General features: G+C 63.0%; 15 protein-coding genes. 4 read left to right on the forward strand and 11 right to left on the reverse strand.

Annotation, left to right across the window (positions count from 1 at the left end; translation table 11 throughout):
• On the reverse strand, nt 1-924 hold the full coding sequence (locus NTM_RS02345; protein WP_232079884.1) for a hypothetical protein: 924 nt from the start codon (nt 922-924) through the stop codon (nt 1-3).
• A gap of 71 nt (nt 925-995) precedes the next feature.
• Here NTM_RS02345 and NTM_RS02350 point away from each other — a divergent pair, with 71 nt between their 5' ends.
• The 4 genes from NTM_RS02350 to NTM_RS02365 all read left to right on the forward strand — a co-directional run bounded on the left by NTM_RS02350 (nt 996) and on the right by NTM_RS02365 (nt 6,434).
• Nucleotides 996-3,890 (forward strand): DEAD/DEAH box helicase, encoded by a 2,895-nt coding sequence (locus tag NTM_RS02350; protein WP_163765329.1) that lies wholly within the window; start codon nt 996-998, stop codon nt 3,888-3,890.
• Between the two features lie 124 nt (nt 3,891-4,014).
• A complete protein-coding gene (locus NTM_RS02355; RefSeq protein ID WP_163765330.1) occupies nt 4,015-4,716 on the forward strand; it encodes an endonuclease/exonuclease/phosphatase family protein in 702 nt (233 codons plus the stop codon).
• Nucleotides 4,717-5,179: 463 nt separating this feature from the next.
• Nucleotides 5,180-5,824, forward strand: a complete 645-nt coding sequence (locus tag NTM_RS02360; RefSeq protein WP_163765331.1) for a vWA domain-containing protein — start codon at nt 5,180-5,182, stop codon at nt 5,822-5,824.
• 31 nt (nt 5,825-5,855) lie between these two features.
• Nucleotides 5,856-6,434, forward strand: coding sequence for a hypothetical protein (locus tag NTM_RS02365; protein WP_163765332.1), 579 nt, complete (start codon nt 5,856-5,858; stop codon nt 6,432-6,434).
• 155 nt (nt 6,435-6,589) lie between these two features.
• Here the strand turns inward: NTM_RS02365 and NTM_RS02370 are convergent, their stop codons facing one another.
• The 10 genes from NTM_RS02370 to NTM_RS02415 all read right to left on the reverse strand — a co-directional run bounded on the left by NTM_RS02370 (nt 6,590) and on the right by NTM_RS02415 (nt 18,321).
• Nucleotides 6,590-6,979, reverse strand: coding sequence for a hypothetical protein (locus NTM_RS02370; RefSeq protein ID WP_163765333.1), 390 nt, complete (start codon nt 6,977-6,979; stop codon nt 6,590-6,592).
• 3 nt (nt 6,980-6,982) lie between these two features.
• Nucleotides 6,983-7,345, reverse strand: a complete 363-nt coding sequence (locus NTM_RS02375) for a hypothetical protein (protein WP_163765334.1) — start codon at nt 7,343-7,345, stop codon at nt 6,983-6,985.
• Nucleotides 7,342-7,506 (reverse strand): hypothetical protein, encoded by a 165-nt coding sequence (locus tag NTM_RS02380; RefSeq protein WP_163765335.1) that lies wholly within the window; start codon nt 7,504-7,506, stop codon nt 7,342-7,344. The genes NTM_RS02375 and NTM_RS02380 overlap by 4 nt, the downstream gene beginning before the upstream one ends.
• Entirely contained in the window at nt 7,503-8,213 is a 711-nt protein-coding gene (locus NTM_RS02385) for a PDDEXK family nuclease (protein ID WP_163765336.1), read from the reverse strand. Before NTM_RS02385 ends, NTM_RS02380 begins: the two co-directional genes overlap by 4 nt.
• A 277-nt stretch (nt 8,214-8,490) precedes the next feature.
• Nucleotides 8,491-8,826, reverse strand: coding sequence for a hypothetical protein (locus NTM_RS02390; protein WP_163765337.1), 336 nt, complete (start codon nt 8,824-8,826; stop codon nt 8,491-8,493).
• Nucleotides 8,823-11,234, reverse strand: coding sequence for an AAA family ATPase (locus tag NTM_RS02395; RefSeq protein ID WP_163765338.1), 2,412 nt, complete (start codon nt 11,232-11,234; stop codon nt 8,823-8,825). Before NTM_RS02395 ends, NTM_RS02390 begins: the two co-directional genes overlap by 4 nt.
• An 87-nt stretch (nt 11,235-11,321) precedes the next feature.
• On the reverse strand, nt 11,322-12,026 hold the full coding sequence (locus NTM_RS02400; protein ID WP_163765339.1) for a DUF6308 family protein: 705 nt from the start codon (nt 12,024-12,026) through the stop codon (nt 11,322-11,324).
• Nucleotides 12,027-12,108: 82 nt separating this feature from the next.
• The gene (locus NTM_RS02405; protein WP_232079597.1) at nt 12,109-15,222 is read right to left on the reverse strand and encodes a helicase-related protein; all 3,114 of its coding nucleotides are present in this window, start codon (nt 15,220-15,222) and stop codon (nt 12,109-12,111) included.
• A 2-nt stretch (nt 15,223-15,224) separates the two neighbouring features.
• Nucleotides 15,225-17,096, reverse strand: coding sequence for a phospholipase D family protein (locus tag NTM_RS02410; RefSeq protein ID WP_163769350.1), 1,872 nt, complete (start codon nt 17,094-17,096; stop codon nt 15,225-15,227).
• Nucleotides 17,089-18,321, reverse strand: a complete 1,233-nt coding sequence (locus NTM_RS02415) for a DUF6361 family protein (protein ID WP_163765341.1) — start codon at nt 18,319-18,321, stop codon at nt 17,089-17,091. Before NTM_RS02415 ends, NTM_RS02410 begins: the two co-directional genes overlap by 8 nt.
• Between the last annotated feature and the right edge of the window lie 214 nt (nt 18,322-18,535).

The following is an 18,535-nucleotide window of genomic DNA, read 5'->3' on the forward strand; positions in this document are numbered from 1 at the left end:
TCACGCCCCCTGGACGGAGGCGTCGAGTGCGGCCAACCCGAGCGCGGTGGTCTGATGCCGTCGCACGTCAGAGGTGTTGGCGTGCAGCATCGCTCGAAGGAACTCGGCGCGTGCGCTGCGGTCCGCGGGGTCGACCGACGGCGTGCCGAAGCTCAGAGCATCGATGTCGAGTACGACATGGGACGGAAGGTTTCGGTCCTGCCCGCTGAATCCCGGAAGCAGGACCCCGGGTGCGAGCGTGCCGACCAGTCGCAAGACCAGCGGATCTCCCGGCGTGAGCACGCCCTCCACGGCCGCCGCGAGCGCGTCGGTGTCCGCGGCGTCCGTGACGTCGAGATCCGCCACCAGGCCGGGCTGGTCGGGCAGATCGACCCGCCGGGACGGCGCTTCGGGCTCATCGCCGTCGATCAGCACAGCGAACCCTCCTGGTTCGCGCGGATCACGGACGAGGCTAGGAACGGCGAGGATCCTGTCGTCAGCGGTCGCGGCGCGGATGAGCACGTGAGGTCCCGGCGCATCCGGGAGGCGTGGGACGGCGCCGCCGGGCGAGGTCCAGGCGCTCGTCCATACCTTCGGTGCAGGCGCAGCGGGCTGGTACTCGGAGGACGAACAGATCGTGGTGTTGGAAGCCCAGCGGTGGGTGCGGTAGAGGCTAGTGCCGTCGATCCAGTCGGACTTGCCGGGAACGATGACCACGTCGCCGCTGAACGTGCCGAGGATCTGCGCCGCGTAATCGACGGTGGCAGGTAACACGTACGTCCGGTCGAAGAGACCGCCCGCGATCAGCAGCGTTCCAGCACCCCGGCGGTTGGCCTCCTCGACCACGAGCGCGAGCACGTGACGCGACCAATCGCGTAACGCCGCTCCGAATTCAGCACCGAGACCGACCCACGCGCGGTCGAGTTGCACCCCGCTGGCAACCATGATGTCCACGCCGATTCCTCCCCGTTGCTGTTTATCATGCGGGGAGCTGATCCCGGAAGATTGGAGACGAGGTGCTGCCTGGCTTCGCTCACCTGTCGCCGGGAAGCAAAGTCGAGGGATTGGCGTTCGATGCGGTCGTCGAGATCGTCGACGTCACCGCCGCCGGCTCCGGCGCCTTCGTCCGCTACCGGGATGAGTTCGGCATCGAAGACTCGCGGCTTCTCTCCGCCGACGAGTTGGCGAAAGTCCTGCCGGTGGGCGGACAGGGGCCGACCCTCGCCGCCGATCCCGACCAGTTCTGGCTCGCGATCGAAGCCCTGCGGTTGCGGCACGCAGCCGTGCTCAACCCACTACTCGCCGTGTCGTCGTCCAACGTCGAGGCTCTGCCGCATCAAGTGCAGGCCGTCTACGACTGCATGCTCACCGGGCACCCCAAACGATTTTTGCTCGCCGACGACCCCGGTGCGGGAAAGACCATCATGGCGGGCCTGTTCATCAAAGAGGCGCTCGCGCGGGGCTGGATCCGGCGGTGCCTCATCGTGGTACCCGGAAGCCTCGTTGAGCAGTGGCAGAACGAATTGCGAGAGAAGTTCGCGCTGCACTTCGCGGTCTTCGAGAATTCGCTGCTGGGCGATTCGCCGGACACGTCACTGCAGGACTTCCCGTTTCTCATTGCTCGCCTCGACCAGTTCAGCCGCAGTCCCGACTTGACGGCCCACGCCGTCGATGGAGAGTACGACCTGGCCATCTTTGACGAGGCGCACAAACTGTCCGTCAGCTCCTGGGGCAGCACGGTCACCAAGACCAAGCGGTTCAAGCTCGCCGAAGCGATTCGAGACGCAGTCCCGAGCACGTTATTGATGACGGCGACTCCGCATAACGGCAAGGACGCCGACTACCGGGAGTTCCTCACGCTCCTGGGGTCCGCGGATCAGCCCATCGTCGAGGATCCCGCCGCCAACGGACTGATGCGCCGTCTCGTCAAAGAGCAACTCGTCCACTTGGACGGCACGCCCCTGTTTCCCGAACGCCGCGCGAGCACCGTGCCCTACCGGCTCAGTCCGATCGAGGGCGAGCTCTACGAGGCGGTCAGCGAATACGTGCGCGAGGAGATGAACAAGGTCGCCGATGACGACACCAGGCGCAGTGTGGGTTTCGCGCTTGTGGTCCTGCAGCGCCGACTGGCGTCCTCCCCGCAGGCGATCCTGCGCTCGCTCACCCGTCGACGCGACCGGCTGCGCGCGCAGGCGGACCAGGCGCGGGCAACCGAGGGGAAGATCGCCGTGGCTCTCGCGGCGACACTCGGGGGGGGCATGGACGATCCCGACGAGATGAGCAGCGTGCGGGCGGAGACCTATCAAGACGAGGTGGTCAGCGTCGCCACAAACGCGCGAACGGTCGCCGAACTCGAGGCGGAGATCCTGGTGCTCGATCGGCTCGTCGCCAAGGCCGAGGCCGTCTATTCGGCCCGTGCCGACGCGAAGTGGGCGGCGCTCGCCGAGCTGCTCACGAGTGAGGCGATGTTCGAGGCGGACGGTCAGCGACGCAAGATCATCATCTTCTCGGAGAATCGCGACACCCTGGATTACCTTGAGGACCGTCTGGTCGAGCTGCTGGGCAGGGCCGTCGATGTCCAGGTGATTCACGGCGCAATGTCCTGGAGCGATCGCCGCCGTGCGCAGGCGAACTTCATCGCCGAACCTAGCAGCTCGGTACTCATTGCGACCGATGCTGCGGGTGAGGGCGTCAACCTCCAGGTCGCTCACCTGATGGTCAACTACGACGTGCCATGGAATCCGAATCGCCTCGAACAGCGATTCGGCCGGATCCATCGCATCGGCCAACGACACACCTGCCATCTGTGGAATCTGGTTGCTGCCGACACCCGAGAGGGTGATGTCTTTCAGACCCTGCTCGAGAAGGTCGAGGTGCAGCGGGAGGCGCTCGGCGACCAGGTGTTCGACGTGCTCGGCGAGGTGCTGACCGAGATCAGCCTCAGTCAGTTGCTGCGGCGAGCGGTGGGCGGAGAGGCCCGCCACGGCGAGATCGAATCCGAGCTCGATTCGGTGTCGGGACGCCTGGAATCGGCCGTCGAGAAGCGGGCGGCATCGGTGAGCACGCTGACGCCCGAGGAACTCGCCGTGCTGCGTCGCGACATGGAGATCGCAAAGGCGATGAGTTTTCAACCGGATGTGGCCCGCGACTTCATGCTGCGGGCCGCGCCGCTATTTCACGTCGACATCGCGACGCGGGGTGATGCGTGGCAGGTCGGGTATGTGCCGACGCGGCTGCGAGACGAGTTCGGGTCGTCGCTGACGGCCCGCTACGACAGGGTGGCGTTCGCGCACTCCGACGATCAGGTTTTCGCAGCCGACCCGCCGGAATTGATGGCGCCGGGGCACCCTCTGGTGTCGGCGCTCGTTGCGGCTGCCAGCGACGAGTTCGGTGCGTCGCTTCGTCAAGGGATTGTGCTGTCCGACAACCGATCTAGCGATGACTATGTCTTGCTGACCGTCGTCACCACCGCCGAGGGGAATCGATCGACAGTCACCACCTACGCGGTGCCGACCGGCGGTGACCGACACGAGGTGAGCCCGGGCCTATACACCGACCTGGGGATGGGGGCGACGCCCGAACCACACGAGATCGCCGCGGCCGAGGCGGCGGTGGCCGCGCTCAGCGAGGACCCGGACCACGACATCGCCGCTGTCGCCTATGTGCGGGGAACGGCAAGTCCGGCGACCGCGAGCGCGTGGCGCACCGCGCGGGAACAGCTGCGCGACGACTTGAACGCGCGGGGGTTGGATCCGGTGGCGGCGCTACCGGGGCAGGGCTGGGATTTCACCACGGGTCATGACGAGACTACTTTCTGGTCGGCTGCACCGGCGGGCGAGATAGAGCGGAGACGCGCCGAGAGGCACGTGGCCGCGAATATCGGGGGCAAGTACCGCGTGGTGCCGGGCTAGCGTTTTCGCGGGGCGACGGCATCGATGCCGGACATCTCATTACCGCAGGGAAGCCACTTGTCGGTGCCCACCCTCATACTGGCTGGCTCGCGGGAGATTCCATGCCGAGCGAAAGGGCACTGCGATGGGGACGCGGATTTCGACTCTCAACATTCGGCACGGCGGCACCAAGTCCGCCGAGGCGCTGGCCGACCGGCTGCTCGGGTACGACGCCGACATCCTGGTGGTCACCGAGTTCCGCGCCAACGCTGTCGGTGCGCGACTCATCGACCGCCTTGCCCAGGTCGGCTATGACACCTCGCATCCCGAGGTCGGGGCGAAGGAGAACACGGTGCTGATCGCCGCGCGCGGCGGCATCGACCGCTCCTGGGCGTTCGATGAGTCGCTCAACCCGCGTCATCTGTGGTGCGCGGAGATCGACGGCGCCAACGTGTGCGGCGTGTACATGCCGCAGAACATCGCGAAACTCCCTTATTGGGAGGTGTTGATCAACGACGCGAAGACTTCCGACATCGACCTGTTGATCGCCGATTTCAACACCGGCAACAACGATCTCGACAAGGCGCCGCGGGGAGCCAAGTTCATCGGCCCCGAGATGCCGGGGCGACTGATCGCGTCTGGCTACACCGATATGTGGCGGTCGCTGCATCCCCGTGTTCGTGAGTATTCGTGGTTCAGCCGGCCGGGCGACAATGGGTTCCGGCTCGACTATGTCTTCGCGGTGCCGGATCTCGCGCGGCAGATCAAGTTCTGCGAGTTCGATCATGCGCCAAGGACATCCGGCGAAACGGATCACTCCGGTTTCGTGGCCGTCGTGGATGGCTGACGGATGACACAGATTTCCGCAGTTATTGCGGATTCCGCACATTCTGCGGTATGGTGGCACATGCCCAGCAGGTATGACCGCATCCGCGCAGACCTTGCCCAAGCAGAGAGCGCACCCTCCGCCGACCGGGCCCTGCGGCACCTTCGGTCGGTCTTGACGGAGGTCAGTGCGCTACTCGATGAGCAACTGGCCCGCGCGGTCGTCGACGACGAGATGTCGATCGCGGCCGCCGGGAAGAGCGCAGGCCTTACCGAGAACGCCGTCGGTCCACGCCTCGCTAGCACACCCCGATTAAGTCCGTACGCCAGCAATGGCACTCGGATCACCGCCGAAGACGTCAAACGCGCCCGTAACGACAAACACGCCCGCAACCCGCTGCCACCCGCGGCGCCGGCAGAGCCGATGCGATTCAAACCACGCCGAAAAACCAAGCCTCGTTAGTCAACAACCGAAGGGACCGACCATGTCGAACCAGAATCTCACCCTCATCGCCTTCCTGCTCGACCGATCCGGGTCGATGCAGTCCATCAAGTCCGACGTGGTCGGTGGTTTCGATGCGTTCCTCGCCGAGCAGCGTGCCGGCGACGGTGATTGTCGGGTCACGCTTGCGCAGTTCGACAACGAGTACGAGGTCGTTTACCGCGCGGTGCCCGTCAGCGACGTGCCACCGCTGGTGCTGAATCCGCGCAACACGACCGCGCTCTTGGATTCGATGGGCAAGCTCATCACCGACACCGCGGCCGAGATCGCCGCACTCGCCGACGACGACAAGCCGGGTTCCGTCATCATCGCGATCATGACCGACGGCCTGGAGAACGCCAGCCACGAGTGGAGCCGGCCGGCCATCAAGTCCCTTGTCGAGCAGCAGACCAACGAATTTGGTTGGGAGTTCCTCTATATGGGTGCCGATCAGGACGCCGTCGAGGTCGGCAAGAATCTAGGTGTCAAGGCCGAGCAGGCCGTCACCTACAGCAGGGGGAAGTCCCGGGAGGCGATGGCGGCCATGTCGGGCAACGTGCGCGGGTATCGGACCGCGAAGATCACTGGTGGAGCCGCGGCTATGCCGGCGTTCACTGAGGATCAGCGGTCAAAGCTGGCCGACGACTGACAAGCCGCCAACAGCTAGAGGAAGGAACACGGTGCCCAAAGACAAAGACGGCAAGAAGGTTGCGATGCAGGATGCGTTCAACATCTGGGAGCCCCACGCCGTGGAGATGCTGACGCAGACGGCCAAGCGCTACAACGGGTTCGTCACGTACGCCCAGCTCGCCGAGTATGTGCAAGCACAATCCGGTGTCACACACAACGGCCTCATCATGAACTGGATCGGTGATGTCCTCGGTCGAGTCATCGCCGTGTGCACCAAGAATGGCTGGCCGCAGCTCACCTCACTGTGCGTGACTTCGGACGGCACGGTCGGCGCCGGCTATAGGTTCGCGTTGAGCGCCGCCGACGGCATTAGCTCGGACAAGCCCGAGGAAGGTGAATCCCAAGGGCTTGACGATCTCGATGAGCATGCCGCCCGAACGCGACTTGAGTGCTACCGCTTCTTCGGTGCCGAACTCCCGCCGGACGGTGGAAGGCCGACCCTCACGCCAAAGGCTAAGGCTGCGAAGGAGTACAAGAAGGCGCAAGCCAAGCTCGACGCGCCGCTCAAGCTCTGCCCCGGCTGCTATCAAGCGCTGCCCGTGACAGGGCAGTGTGACAACTGCGATTGAGCAGGCGCCCTGGCCGTTAAGCCAAGCCCGAGATCCCTGGGACTGTCAGCGTATATTGGGGGTGACTCGAACCATGCTGTGCGACTTGAGTTCACGTTTCCGATCGGAACGGAGTCTCGCGGGGCGAACATGCCGTGATTCATGAGCGATAGCGACTACCGGCGAGATCCAAGGGCAGCCGCCACACGAGATCCGAGAATCTTTGATACGGAATAGTTATCGAGCTGATCAAGAGTAAGACAGCGCTCGGGATGACGGAGGCGCTTCATGTCGACCTCGGACACATCGGGAACCTCAAGAGCCAGTTCACGAGCGTCTTCGATATCGATGTTCTCGTGGACCCAGACGCCGGGCTTATCCCCGTCCCGGTGATGATCCTCCGTCACGAACCAGTTCGCGACAAATAATCGACGCGCGGGGATCAGAGTCCATACCTTGCGCCTATCGACAGCTACTTTCGCCTCCGGCCTGGTCAGACCCAGCCAAGCCAGGCCGCCGCCGACGCTGTCGAGCTTCCAGAATTCCCAGCCAGCTGAATTGACCATGACCTAAACCTCCTTCAACTCGAGCAGAGTTGGCCGGGTCGACCGAATGTGCACACCCGGAAACTTCGCTACCAGTGCACACACAAATGCCGACCGCTTGACGTTCAACTCGTTGAGTAATTCCTGTTGACTCAGCTCCCCCTTGTCGCGCAGCCTGTTCCACGCCGCGGTGATCATCCATGCCGGCACCAACTGCGGCCCCGATCCGAGACTCATCGAGCGCTCAGTCTCGACCCACACACCCTTGCGCTCCACGGCAGTGATCCTGTTGAGGCTTTTGGTGGACAGCGTCAGGATCGCAGTACCAGGGCTCACTACTTCCGAGACCTGGTCTAACAAAGCATCATCGAACTCGGCTGCGCTCATGCAGATCCGACCACAATGATCCCCAACGGCAGCAGCGTGGGGACGCCGATGGCCAGGACCCGTTTCGATGCCTCAGCAAGACGCCCACCGATGCCGTGGGCGATACCGATACCACCAAACAGCGCCAACGCCTCAGCCGGCTCGCTCACCTGATTCATCACGCTTCCGACAGTTCGAACTGCACGCGATACAGCAACCAATCGGTCTTCACCCCGAACTTCTGTGCTTGAATCTGCACCAATTCCGCCAGATCGTCGTCGGGCTGACCCGTCACGATCAGCAACCTCGCACCAGGACGTCCGTCAGATGCCGCTTGCGCCTTGAGCGCACGCATGTACTTCGCTGCCTGCCCAACTAGACGGTCATCCCCTTGCTCGGCCTTCAACTCGAACCCGACTAGCTCATTCGTCTTGGTATCGACTCCGAGGAGATCGATTGTCGCTCCAGTAGCGATTCGCGTCTCCCGGCTGAGAATTCGCAGGTTGTTCCGCTTCGCATACGTTAGAGAGTCCTTATTCAGCCAAAGAAATCTGGATAGGTCTCTCTCTTCTTTGAAGAGTTCGCGGGTCGCACGAAATCTCTTGTTGAGCCTATTCAGATCAAAGAAGTAAATGCGTGTTTCCGGTGTGTTTGCAGGATCGGTCAGCTCGGGAGAAAAACCAACCTTCTTGTCCCGCAACCGTGCACCGAGTTCCTCCAGGAAACGGTCCGACGACCGCTCATAACCGGCCTCGCGCACCAGCACTCTCAGCTTGCTCTTCGGCATATGCCGAAGCGATCGAGAGGTCTCCGGAACTGCATCAATCCGCCCACGAGTCTTTTCAACCAGGCGCACGAGCCGATCTTCTCTGGTCAGTCGTGTCGCCATATTCCACCTTCATGCTCGTCATAGCAAACACCTGCTACAACAACCGTTCCTACCATGACCATCGTCCGGCAGTCCGCTTTTCCGCTCACAGGCAATCATTTGCTCATCACATAGTGCCGGCGTTCCGGGCCCTCGACCGAGGCGCTGTGTTCACCACCCGGCGGGACATGACGCCGAATTCATGAACATTGTGCCTAAAGGCCTACGTCGCTGTGATGAACCACGGTCCGTTCGGCGTAGTCTGCGTACACGAAGCCCACTACTGTCCCGCTCGGGCTCACAGCACCAGCTCGGCCACCACTCCACACAATTGCTCGACCTCGGCGACAGAAGGTTGCATCTCGTACGCATGCAGATGGCAGGCATTGCTCAATCGGTTCCAAGCGAGAGCAGCCGCATCGGCAACCTCCGGTTCGTCCAATGCGCGCAGGATGAGCAGCTTGCTTCGCGTGGTGGCGCCCGACGCTGCGGCCCCTAATGCGCCGCAGCGTTGTTCGATGATCTCCTCGAGTGCTTGACGCGCTAGGAACGCCGCCATCCGCGGTGACAGCCCGCCGGCCGTAGGTGTCGTGAGGATCTGCTGTGCCCGGCCGAGCATCTCAATGGCGCTCATCGAAGCGCTAGCAGGGTCTCGACCGTACGTTCGAGGTCGCGCGCCTCATCCTTGGAGACGCCCCTGGCCGCACCGTGCACGGCGTTGCACAAACGAAGGGTGTTGCGACGCTCACGTTTCGCATCGAGCCATCCAGTAAGGTCGGCACCGGGATCACCGTGGATAGCAAGCGCAAGGCGTGACGACGTCTTCTTGGCCGATGCCCATGCTTGCTCAGCATCAATACGCGGCCTGCCGGCAAGCGACTGCTTGGCGTAGAACGCCTGCTTCGCAGCGGCTTCCACGGCCATCCGGAACAGACCGGGTACTACGCGGGCCCTGATCTCGTCAGGCAGGCCATCGTCCTTGACGACCGCGAACACGTCACTGACGGTCCGACGTGCGGGATTGACATTGTCGCGCGCCGTCACCTTCGACCCGGTCTCCCGCACGACTTCGACCATCCTGGCGTCAACTCCAGTCTCACGGATCACGGACGCCAGACGGTCGTCATGCGAGAACACGATCACCTGATGAGTCTTGGCCACCTCCCCGAGGACTTGGACGAAGCCGTCGATCTTGGCGGGATCCATTGCCTGGATCGGATCGTCGAGGACGATGAACCGGAACGGACTGTTGGCCGACGTGGCTCGTGGAAGGAACAGAGCCAAGGCGAGCGCGTGCAGTTCGCCCTGACTCATCACCGGCAGCGCTTTGGTGGGCTCACCGTCGACTGAGCCACTGAGCACGGCCTTGCGATGCGTGGCGGTTCCCTGGAGCGTGATCTCACCAAGATCGACGTTGCTCTCCTGCCGGAGCAACCTCCAGATCTTACGCGCCTGCGCGGCAATCGATTCCAGCCGTTGGTTGCGGAAGGGCTTGGATCTGTCGGTCACCCATCTCTTGGCGGCCGTTATGGCATTGAGCGTGCCGTCAAATTTCCGGGCCTCCTGCTCGACGTTCACCCAGGCGGCGAGTCGAGCGGCGAGCGGCGCCCACTCGTCCTCCCGGGCGTGCAGCGCCTGTTCGGCCTCGGCTCTTGCAGCCTCTGCGGCACCGATGACGACGATCAGCGTGGCTTCGATATGCGCGGCGAGTTCTGTGTCGCCATCCGGTCTGGCCCGCGCGGCGTCGACGGCAGCGTTGTAGTCGGCCATCCTCGGCAGGTCGACGCCGGGAACGCTGGCGAGCATGCCGGCCAAGGTGGTGAGTCGTACGGCCGCTGAGCGCGCCTGCGCGAGTTCGCCCTGTGCCGATCGGTACTCACGCAGTGATTCCTCGGTCTCGGCGATGGCGGTACGGGTGCGAGTGGCCCACTCTCCGTCGAGTCTGCCCTCTCCGCACAACGGGCATTCAAGGTCTCCGGCGTGTTCGTGAAGTTGAAGTGCGGCCGATAGGACGTCGATGCGCTGTGCAGCATTGTCGGCAAGAGTGTGAGCGGCGTTGTCGACGGTTTCCCTGGCGGACCGAAGACGCGTCGCCGTCGTTTCGACGTCATCGAGTGACGGGACCTCGATTTGGGTAAGTGCGCGAAGCGCGGCTACCACCCGTTGCCCTTCGTCGTCGGATCCCGTTGCGAGGGCGAGCACCTCGTCGATGGGTGCACCGCCGCGCTTGCGCAACAGGGTGACCGCGCGTTGGGCGCGATCGTCATCCGAACCTGACAGTGCCTTGACTAGCTCCTTGCGTTCCGCGTCGGCGCGGTCACGCGCGGTCTTAGTCAATTTGATTTGCGCGCCAAGCCATTTCTCAGCATCTGTGAGGACTTCCAGGCCCAATAGCTTGGACAGTGCGTCGTAGAGGGCCGACGGTCCACCGTCGAACAGTCTGCCGAGTTCTTCATAGGACAGAATTGGACGCCAGAGTTCAAGTGGCCTCGACCAGCCGAGGTCGGCAGTGCCAGGCAGTCGTTGATCAGATCCGGTCTGAGTCCATGAGGTGCGGTCGGTGAGTTCGGCGCCGGCCTTCCACTCCATCCCCACGGTGAAGGTTCCGACGCCCTCGGCGGTGAATCCGACCCGAATCGCGCAGGGCTCGGGGTGGTGCAGGTTACGCCACGCCTCTTCCCAGAGCGCGGCCTTGTTGTGCCAGCGGTAGCTGGTTCCGGTCAGAGCGAGTTCGAGTGCTTCGGCGAAGCTGGACTTGCCCGATCCGTTGCGACCGCTGACCACCATGAGTCCGGGTGTGGGGTGCAGGTCGAGCCGCGCCTGGCGGCCGATACCCCGGAAGCCGACGACGGAGATCGTTGACAGGTAGGTCGGCGCGGGTGAGGCCTGGGTTCCATCGGTGTTGCCCTCGACTTCGGCAAGCGCCTCAAGCACCCAGTTCCTGGCGTCCGCGTCGATGTCCTGGTCGTCCGCGAGCATACGCAGTACGACATCGTGGACAGACTGTTCCTGGCCGGTCGCCGTGATCTCAGAGTTCCCCATGCGTTGATTCAACAACGACAGTGCGACATGTGTCGGCGATACTGATGTGCGGCTTCGCAGCGATGCAGCAAAGAACCATCGTCGGGCTCAGGGTCTCTCCGCAGAGCCCCTTGCCATGGAGCCTTTCGACGTCCACGCGAGGATGTCGAGTAGGCGCACGTGCGTCAGATCTCCGGGTGCACTTGTGGCTTCGTCGAGGATCTTGAACGCTCCCTGCTGAGAGCGGATGTCGTGTCCGATGGCGAGAGTAATTGCCACCATGTAGTCCGCCCACGACCGTTTTTTGACGCGAGGAACCGGGCCATCCTCGCCTACGTAGCAGGCTCTAACCCACTTGTCATGCAAGACCAGGCTCTGCGGTCGCTTGCGATGCAGCACCTTTGACAGCGTGGTGGCGTTGACATTCCGCGGCTTGCCCTGTGGGGCGTCGAGCACCGAATACAGAGGTTTCACCATTCCCTCGACACGAAGCGGATCTTCGATCTCTGAGAGGGCATAGCCAAGGTCATCGTTCGCCAAGCCAGCCTCTAACTCGGGGCGGATGCGCTGCAAATCATAGAAGGATCTGATCTTGATCGGCACATTCAATAGCCCGGGCGCCAGGAGGTCCGCATCAGTGAGCTGGCGCGGGTCGTTTCTGTCCCGTTCATACGAGTCGTAGGCCGGGTACGCGTAAGGGTTGACAGCACAGGAGTTTCCCTCGTCGGTGTACTGCGCCACCCACTGCTGCGCGCGCTCAAGCGGGATAGTGACACAACCGATCCGTACCTCGTCAAGCTCTGCAGGCTCCACGTTCCTAAGAGTATTGGAGCTGCCCATCGCTAGGTTGTTGGCACACTGTGAGTGCTACGTGCCGAACACCTACCGTTAAGGCTCAATGTCGACGCGGGGGTCTCAGGTCCAGCTGGGCAACCTGCCCCTCAGCCACACCCCGCTGCTTCAACAGTTCCATCATGTCTTCCTGCCTAGGCTGACCCAGCATCATGCGATAAAGGGTCAACGAGTCGCGGAGCCTCTCGTACTGGGCGTCCTCGCGACTGAGCGGGAAGTGCACGATCATCCGCTCGACGCGCGCAGCGCCCGGGTAGATCCACCACGGCGAGAACTCGCCAAGTTCCGGACGGTCGACCGCGGCGTCGAACGTGTTCTGCCACGGGTGTTCACCAGGCCTTACAGCCGCGAGCGCGGCCCTGCCGTGCGCTACCGCGACGTTCTTCCGAACCGCGTGTCCTCCGAATCGGTTGACACGACCCTCGCGTTGTTCAAAGTCAACGGGATTCGACGGCAAGTTCCAATGCACGATGGAATGACTCCACCAGTGAAAGTCGATCCCCTCCTGGCCGACACTCGTCGATGCAAGGATAAATGGCCAAAAGGGGCTGTTGAACGCATTGCGGACTTCCGGAGCTCGGACACTCTCCGCGTCTCCCACGGCAGTGCCGTATCTCAACGCGAACCGCACCGTAATCGGAATCTTCGAGAACTTCTCATCGGCGGCTCGCGCGTTGTACCGCGACGTGCGCAGTGTCAAGGCCTCGACCGCGCGGTCCGCAATCTGGCTGAGCGCGTTAGCGTCGACGCCCGAGCCGGCGAGTTCAAGCTTGAGTTGGAAGCAGTACTCGTCGAGCACCGACTGAAGGTTGCCGTCGGCGCAATACTGCAACACCGATCTCCAGTACGGCTGATGGTGCCCGTAAATCTTGTCCAGGAGGAACTGCACGTCCATGCGGTTGAAGAGGGACCGGATGCCGTTGGCCAGCCGGGCGGCCGCACGCCAAAGGCTTGTCCGAAGCTCTTGGTCTACCTCGTCGCAGATTCGGGCGAGCGCTCGATACGCAATGTTTCCAGGGCTGTGGATCGCCAGAACGCCGAGTTCCTCTTGCCATCTCGGCGTCCCTGCCTGTGTCAGAGCCAGCCGCGCGTGCTCCTTTAGAGCATCGCCCGAGTCGTTCTCTTCGTTCTTGCTGCCGCCACCGCGCCCGGCTAGCCAGAATGCGGCGGCGTCTGCGCGTCGGTGCACACCCTCAGGCCAGCTGCCTGGCCAGGAGAAGAACGCTTCCCAAACCGAGTCCGGCTGCGCCTGCTCCGACGCCCCGGCCAGGGAGCGGATGCGGTCATCCGCCCGCCTCCTCGCGTCGTCGGCCAACATCAACTCAGTGTCTGAATCCAAGAGCGTGAGCGGGTCACCGACTTCGGCCAGCGTCGGGTGTGGCCAGAACAGCATCAGAGTGGACATACTCGCCGCCCGACCGTCCCTGGTCACGTAGTCGAGCCGTGATGACACCGCCCTCCTGGCGTCCGCCGTGTTCTCGCTCAACGCAGATCCCTCGATCATCCTCCGCTCTGCCTCGTAACTCAGCAGACTCGCCACCGACGTCGGAACGCTTGACCACGCCGAGAAGATCAGGCGCTTCGTGACGGACCCATCCGAGAACGGCGAATACACCTCGCCCGGGGACAAGTACGGCATGGACGGTGGAATCCACAGGAGCTTCCACCAGCCCTTCTCGATCGTTTCCCCGGCGAACGCCCTTAGGCGCGCATTGGCGTAGTCGAGCTGCTCGTAGTTCCTGACTGCCTGTGGCTGAATAGCCCGGAGCTGGCCGATAGTCGACGTCAATTCTGGTGTCGCAACACCGCTTTCTATTTGTTCGCGGGCTCTCTCCCCTGGCCGATATCCCTCCATGAAGCTGGCGAAGTACGGGATGGACTTCCAGTAGTCCAAGCTCACCGGCGAGTCGATGGCTCGGGCAAAAGCCTGTAGCGCCGAATAACTACGCAGATCCTCCGGTGTCGGGACGTCACTCACGACACGGCGGACAAGCAGATCTCGGCCCTCCTCGAGGCGTGGGCGTTCGGACCGGCTCATGAAGGGAAGCAGGCTCTTCCGCAGTTCGGCGGCCTCGACGGCTCCGTCCGAACCTGCGATGACGGCCTGCCGATAGTTTCGAAACCCGTTGCGGATTCGTTCCAGCGCCTCGCCGTCGCCCCCGGCCAAGAACTCCAACGTTGTCATGAAGTCGCGGTAGTGATCGTCCTCATTGTCGCCGGCGACGGTCGTGTACGGCTTGTACGGTGTCGCCGAGAGCAAGAGAACCTTCGCGGCGGGATAGTTGAACAGGTGGTGGGCGAGTTCGCTAGCTGCACTCCCGCTCTTCGGATCGATCAGATGCCGGAATCGTTGGAACTCATCGAGGATCACGAGGTCCGGTTCGAGGGACTCAACGCCCGCAGCGGCGAGGACTCCACGCAGGCGAGCGGTCAGGTGATTCACCTCGCGCCGCAGTTCCGGCGGACAGACGTCGAGACCGCGCAGCTGCTCGCGGGCGAGTTCGAACTGCTCCTGTAAACCGCTTTCGTGGATCGCAGCGGTGAACGCCCCCTGGATCACTGGGTCTGGGCCGGATCCGAGGGCGGTTCTCATATTCGCGATGCCAGCTTGAAATCGATCTACCGAGGCCACGCCACCCTGGAAGAACAGCGCTGAGGCTCGCTCTGCCGTCGCGTCGACGATTGCCATACCGTTAAGGAGGACGTGCAGCAGTTGCCGCTCCTCCTGGGATCCGGTCTGCCACCCCATCTCGAAAGAGGTTCCCGGAGTGAAGGATACGAGATTGACCTTCTTTCTCAGGAGTGACGCATCCGAGGTAAAACGCCTGGTCTCTAGCGCAAGCATCGTGAGCCTGCTGGTGACTCCGAGGTGTGGGTCTCCCGTGACATTCAGCCGACGAAGGTTCTGCTTCGCCAGATCGGTGCTCGAGCAGATGTAGACGACGTCGATCCGGTTGATGTGGTCTGCGTTCTGCAATTCAGCGATGGTGGATGCGATGACCCCGCGTGCGATGACACTCTTTCCGAGACCCGTCTCGTCGGCCACGAGGAAGCGCCCACTCGAATCTGGGGCTCGATGGAGTCGGTCGACGATGTGTTCCACCGCATCGCGTTGGAAGCCCTTGAGCCCGCCGAGTATTTCGTTGACATCAGGCATGTTCATAGGTCGGCTCGAATTCCAGCGGAGTAGGCCGCCCAGACAGATTCCCATAGCTCATCGAAGCCGGCGGGCAGCACCGACGGCACGCCTGCGGGACGACGATCGTCCGCTGCCTTCACGTGTTCGATGATTCGACGAACGTCGGCCAGGCCGCCGTGTTCGACGCCGATCGCCCGGACAAGGGTTTCGAAGAGCCCGCTGCCGTCCTCTGCCCAACCGGAGCCCAGAGCGCCCGATGGGTCGAAATGGAATACACCGTCGCGGGTTTCGAGTGCGAGCAGCAGCGCTAGCAGCTTCATGAATGCCGAGCGGTCAGCAAGTTGCCGGGCGATGACGGCGTCCTTGCGACCGGGGATGTCACCCTCAAGCGTCGCTGCGACGACTGTTGACCTGGTGACGTCGCGTCCGTCCGTGACTCGAATGACAAGGAAGGGCGTGATGTCGGTGAGCGCTAACCGGTCGAAGACGAGGGGCTGTCCCGGCACGTCGCCGGCGTTGGCTGGCCTCGTCAGAAGGGTAACTCGCGCACTTATCTCCTCCGGGACGGTAACCTGTCCTTCAGCAGAAAGCCCAATGCGGTAGTTAGTTTCGAGGGCGTCGGTGTCCACTCCGCTATCGGAGAAGCTGGACGTATGCTCTCCCGTTTCTACGTGGGCGAAGTATCGCCGAGCCGCCAGCGCGCGGAGCACCTGCTCAAGAGCGTGATCTGCCATTTCATCTGGCGGAACCTCCGCGTTGCCCTCTGGTTCGAAGGGAATCGTCAGCGCACGCAGACGTGAGTCCTCCCCGAGAATGGCAGCCACACCGACTTTCGGCTGGGGACCTTCGAACTCCACCAGCATCTCCACGTTGCCGCCGAATGCGGCTTTAGTTGTATTCGCGGATCCCACAAACAGATGCGATCCAGTGCGTCGATCAAGGACGTAAGCTTTCGCATGAAGTCCCCCAAGAGGTTCCAACTGCGGTGTCGTTGTCGCATTGACTCCAGCTGGCTCCAGCGCTTCGCCTCCGATCACAACCTCGTCGTCGTTGGCGGCGTCGTCGAGGATCAGGGCATCAATGCGCTCAAGAGTACTTCCATCCAATCGTTCGAGTTGCTCCCGACGGGCGAGAATGACGATGGACTCCGATCTGGGCGGAATGACCCTGCAGATGCCCTCATCGCTAAGGAACGGCGAGAGGATCCCGTGGCGTATCCCATCAAAAAGCTCGTGCAGGGGTTCCGGCGTGACGCCCGGGATACCGTAGGGGTGAAACCGCAGGCGTCGGACGTCACTCGGTCGCTCCCATTCCACCCGGGACACGGCGTCCGCGAGCTCCGAAATTCGCGCCACGCGATGGGCGGGCAACGGTTGAATGGACATCGCCGGCAGTGCGCGCACGAACGCGGCAAGAGGCATACTCTGCTCCACCGGCTCGTCGGCCGCAGTGCCATCCAGCCGCACGATGAGGTCCCAGCTGCGGTCGTTGGTCAGATTGCGACTGGCGCAAAGCATCCGATAGCTGCGAGCATCGCCATCTGCATACTCAAGCACCCAGACTTTCGGATGGAAGAGCATGCCTGGACGGGGTGCCGCGGCAGGGTGAATCATCGGTTCGAGCAGAGCGAACAAGTCGGACGGCACCCGCGGCTCGAAGATCTGGCCAGCTTGGGCGAAGAGGTCGATCTTGTCGGCTGCACGTCGCACGGCGTCAAGTATTGCGATCGGGTCGCGGCTCTCACGCACGCGGTGCGCGGCGAAGGCTAGCGGCACTGACAGGGCGGTAGTCAAGTCAAGCGTGAATGTAGTTGCCACCGCGTGGGCGAGTTGGAATCCACTCGGCGGACGCAGTTGTTCGGTGAGCGCGGCGCGACCGTCTGGCTCAAGCATCCGCACGCTCGAGACCGTCGTGGATATCGTGAATCAGCGGGCGCATTTGAGTCCATCGGTAGACGAGTGGGCGGCTTCCCGATGATCCGAGCCATGCCTGCAGGAGTCGCTTGTTTGTCAATCTGGCCTGGGTTCGCTTGTGCTCGCGCTCGCGGCGAGTGATGAACGATCTCACCGCGTCGTTGTCGGCGAGTTCGGGGAGGTGCGCCGTGCCGAGCAGATCAAGCCAATCGTCGATGAAACGGCGGGACCGGCTGTTGACGTTCGGATTCCGCTCGAGCACACGTCGCCAAAACTCACCGCGATCCCACGTGGCGATGTCGTCCGCCAGGCCGGGTCGGTCGGCCCATCGGCCGAGTCGTTCGCGGTAGTCATCGACCGGGTTCTCCACGCGGTCAAACCCCTCGCGCTCATACGCCTCGGCCAACATCAGGTTGTACATCAACGATGCGCTGTTCATGAGGATGGAGAAGCGCCTCGCGTCGTCGAGCACCTTCGCGCGTTCTCCGTCGGCCGCCATCAGGACTGAGTCCTGCCACGGAACCGCGCTCTCAGCGTCGGGGCGGTGCAGCAACGCGTACTCCAGCATCGTGTCCGGCGAGCTTGCGAGCATCCGGTCGCGAAGCCATGCCGCCTCGATCGATGGCATCTTGAATCCTTCAGGCACTTCCATCGGAAACCCCTCAGGCACCGGGGGCAACGTCGCATGGAACCCTCCGTAGTGCCACGCTGCTGCCTCGTCCTGGTACTCGACAGTGGGGGGACGGCGAGTGTGCACGCGGTCCATCTCGGCGGCGATGGTGTCTTCCCTGCTCAGAGTGGCATCGTTGAGGATGCCGTGGGTGCGCATACCTCCCCAGTACAGAGCGGACGGCAAGTTCTTCACTGCCATCCCAACGCTCCCGCCGATCACACCGTCCTTTTCGCCGGCCTCGAGGAGACCGCGGATGAGGCGCCGCTCATTCTGGTCTGCGAGTGCAGTCGCTCTGTCGATGTCTTTGCGCGCCTCTGCTGCGGCTCGATAGCACCATGGGATGAAGAGGAAGTAGCGCGCTCGGGTGAACAGCGTTGAGGTGCCCGGCCATAGCGCGTCGCTGAGCGCGTCACGGACCTGTCCTATGCCGAGTTCGTCGCGGCTCTCCCGCTCGCTGAACAAGTTGACGATCTCGCGCATGCGGCGTTGGTCTTCGCTCGATGCGTCGAGCCATGCAATAAGGGCGGTCATTGATGCCCTTCGACCGCTACGTCAGCGCTTAGGGGGTAATTCATTGGCTGCCGTCGTGCGCGACTGGAACCCTGCGCCGGGTCGCGTTTCAGCAACATTATTGCCATCCGCACACCCCCGTGAAGCTCCACGTTCCCGAGGCTAGCAGCGGCACACGACTGCCGACCGACCGTTGGACCGCGCAATGTTAAGCGCCGACCGACGACGAAGGTTC

The organism is Mycolicibacterium parafortuitum (genome assembly GCF_010725485.1).
In the GTDB taxonomy this organism is placed as follows: Bacteria; Actinomycetota; Actinomycetes; order Mycobacteriales; family Mycobacteriaceae; genus Mycobacterium.

What these genes read in the sequence shown, in the direction of transcription:
- NTM_RS02345 (WP_232079884.1), bottom strand. Translation starts at nt 924, where the DNA reads ATGGTTGCCAGCGGGGTGCAACTCGACCGCGCGTGGGTCGGTCTCGGT.
- NTM_RS02355 (WP_163765330.1), top strand. Translation starts at nt 4,015, where the DNA reads ATGGGGACGCGGATTTCGACTCTCAACATTCGGCACGGCGGCACCAAG.
- NTM_RS02360 (WP_163765331.1), top strand. Translation starts at nt 5,180, where the DNA reads ATGTCGAACCAGAATCTCACCCTCATCGCCTTCCTGCTCGACCGATCC.
- NTM_RS02370 (WP_163765333.1), bottom strand. Translation starts at nt 6,979, where the DNA reads ATGGTCAATTCAGCTGGCTGGGAATTCTGGAAGCTCGACAGCGTCGGC.
- NTM_RS02375 (WP_163765334.1), bottom strand. Translation starts at nt 7,345, where the DNA reads ATGAGCGCAGCCGAGTTCGATGATGCTTTGTTAGACCAGGTCTCGGAA.
- NTM_RS02385 (WP_163765336.1), bottom strand. Translation starts at nt 8,213, where the DNA reads ATGGCGACACGACTGACCAGAGAAGATCGGCTCGTGCGCCTGGTTGAA.
- NTM_RS02390 (WP_163765337.1), bottom strand. Translation starts at nt 8,826, where the DNA reads ATGAGCGCCATTGAGATGCTCGGCCGGGCACAGCAGATCCTCACGACA.
- NTM_RS02395 (WP_163765338.1), bottom strand. Translation starts at nt 11,234, where the DNA reads ATGGGGAACTCTGAGATCACGGCGACCGGCCAGGAACAGTCTGTCCAC.
- NTM_RS02405 (WP_232079597.1), bottom strand. Translation starts at nt 15,222, where the DNA reads ATGCCTGATGTCAACGAAATACTCGGCGGGCTCAAGGGCTTCCAACGC.
- NTM_RS02410 (WP_163769350.1), bottom strand. Translation starts at nt 17,096, where the DNA reads ATGCTTGAGCCAGACGGTCGCGCCGCGCTCACCGAACAACTGCGTCCG.
- NTM_RS02415 (WP_163765341.1), bottom strand. Translation starts at nt 18,321, where the DNA reads ATGACCGCCCTTATTGCATGGCTCGACGCATCGAGCGAAGACCAACGC.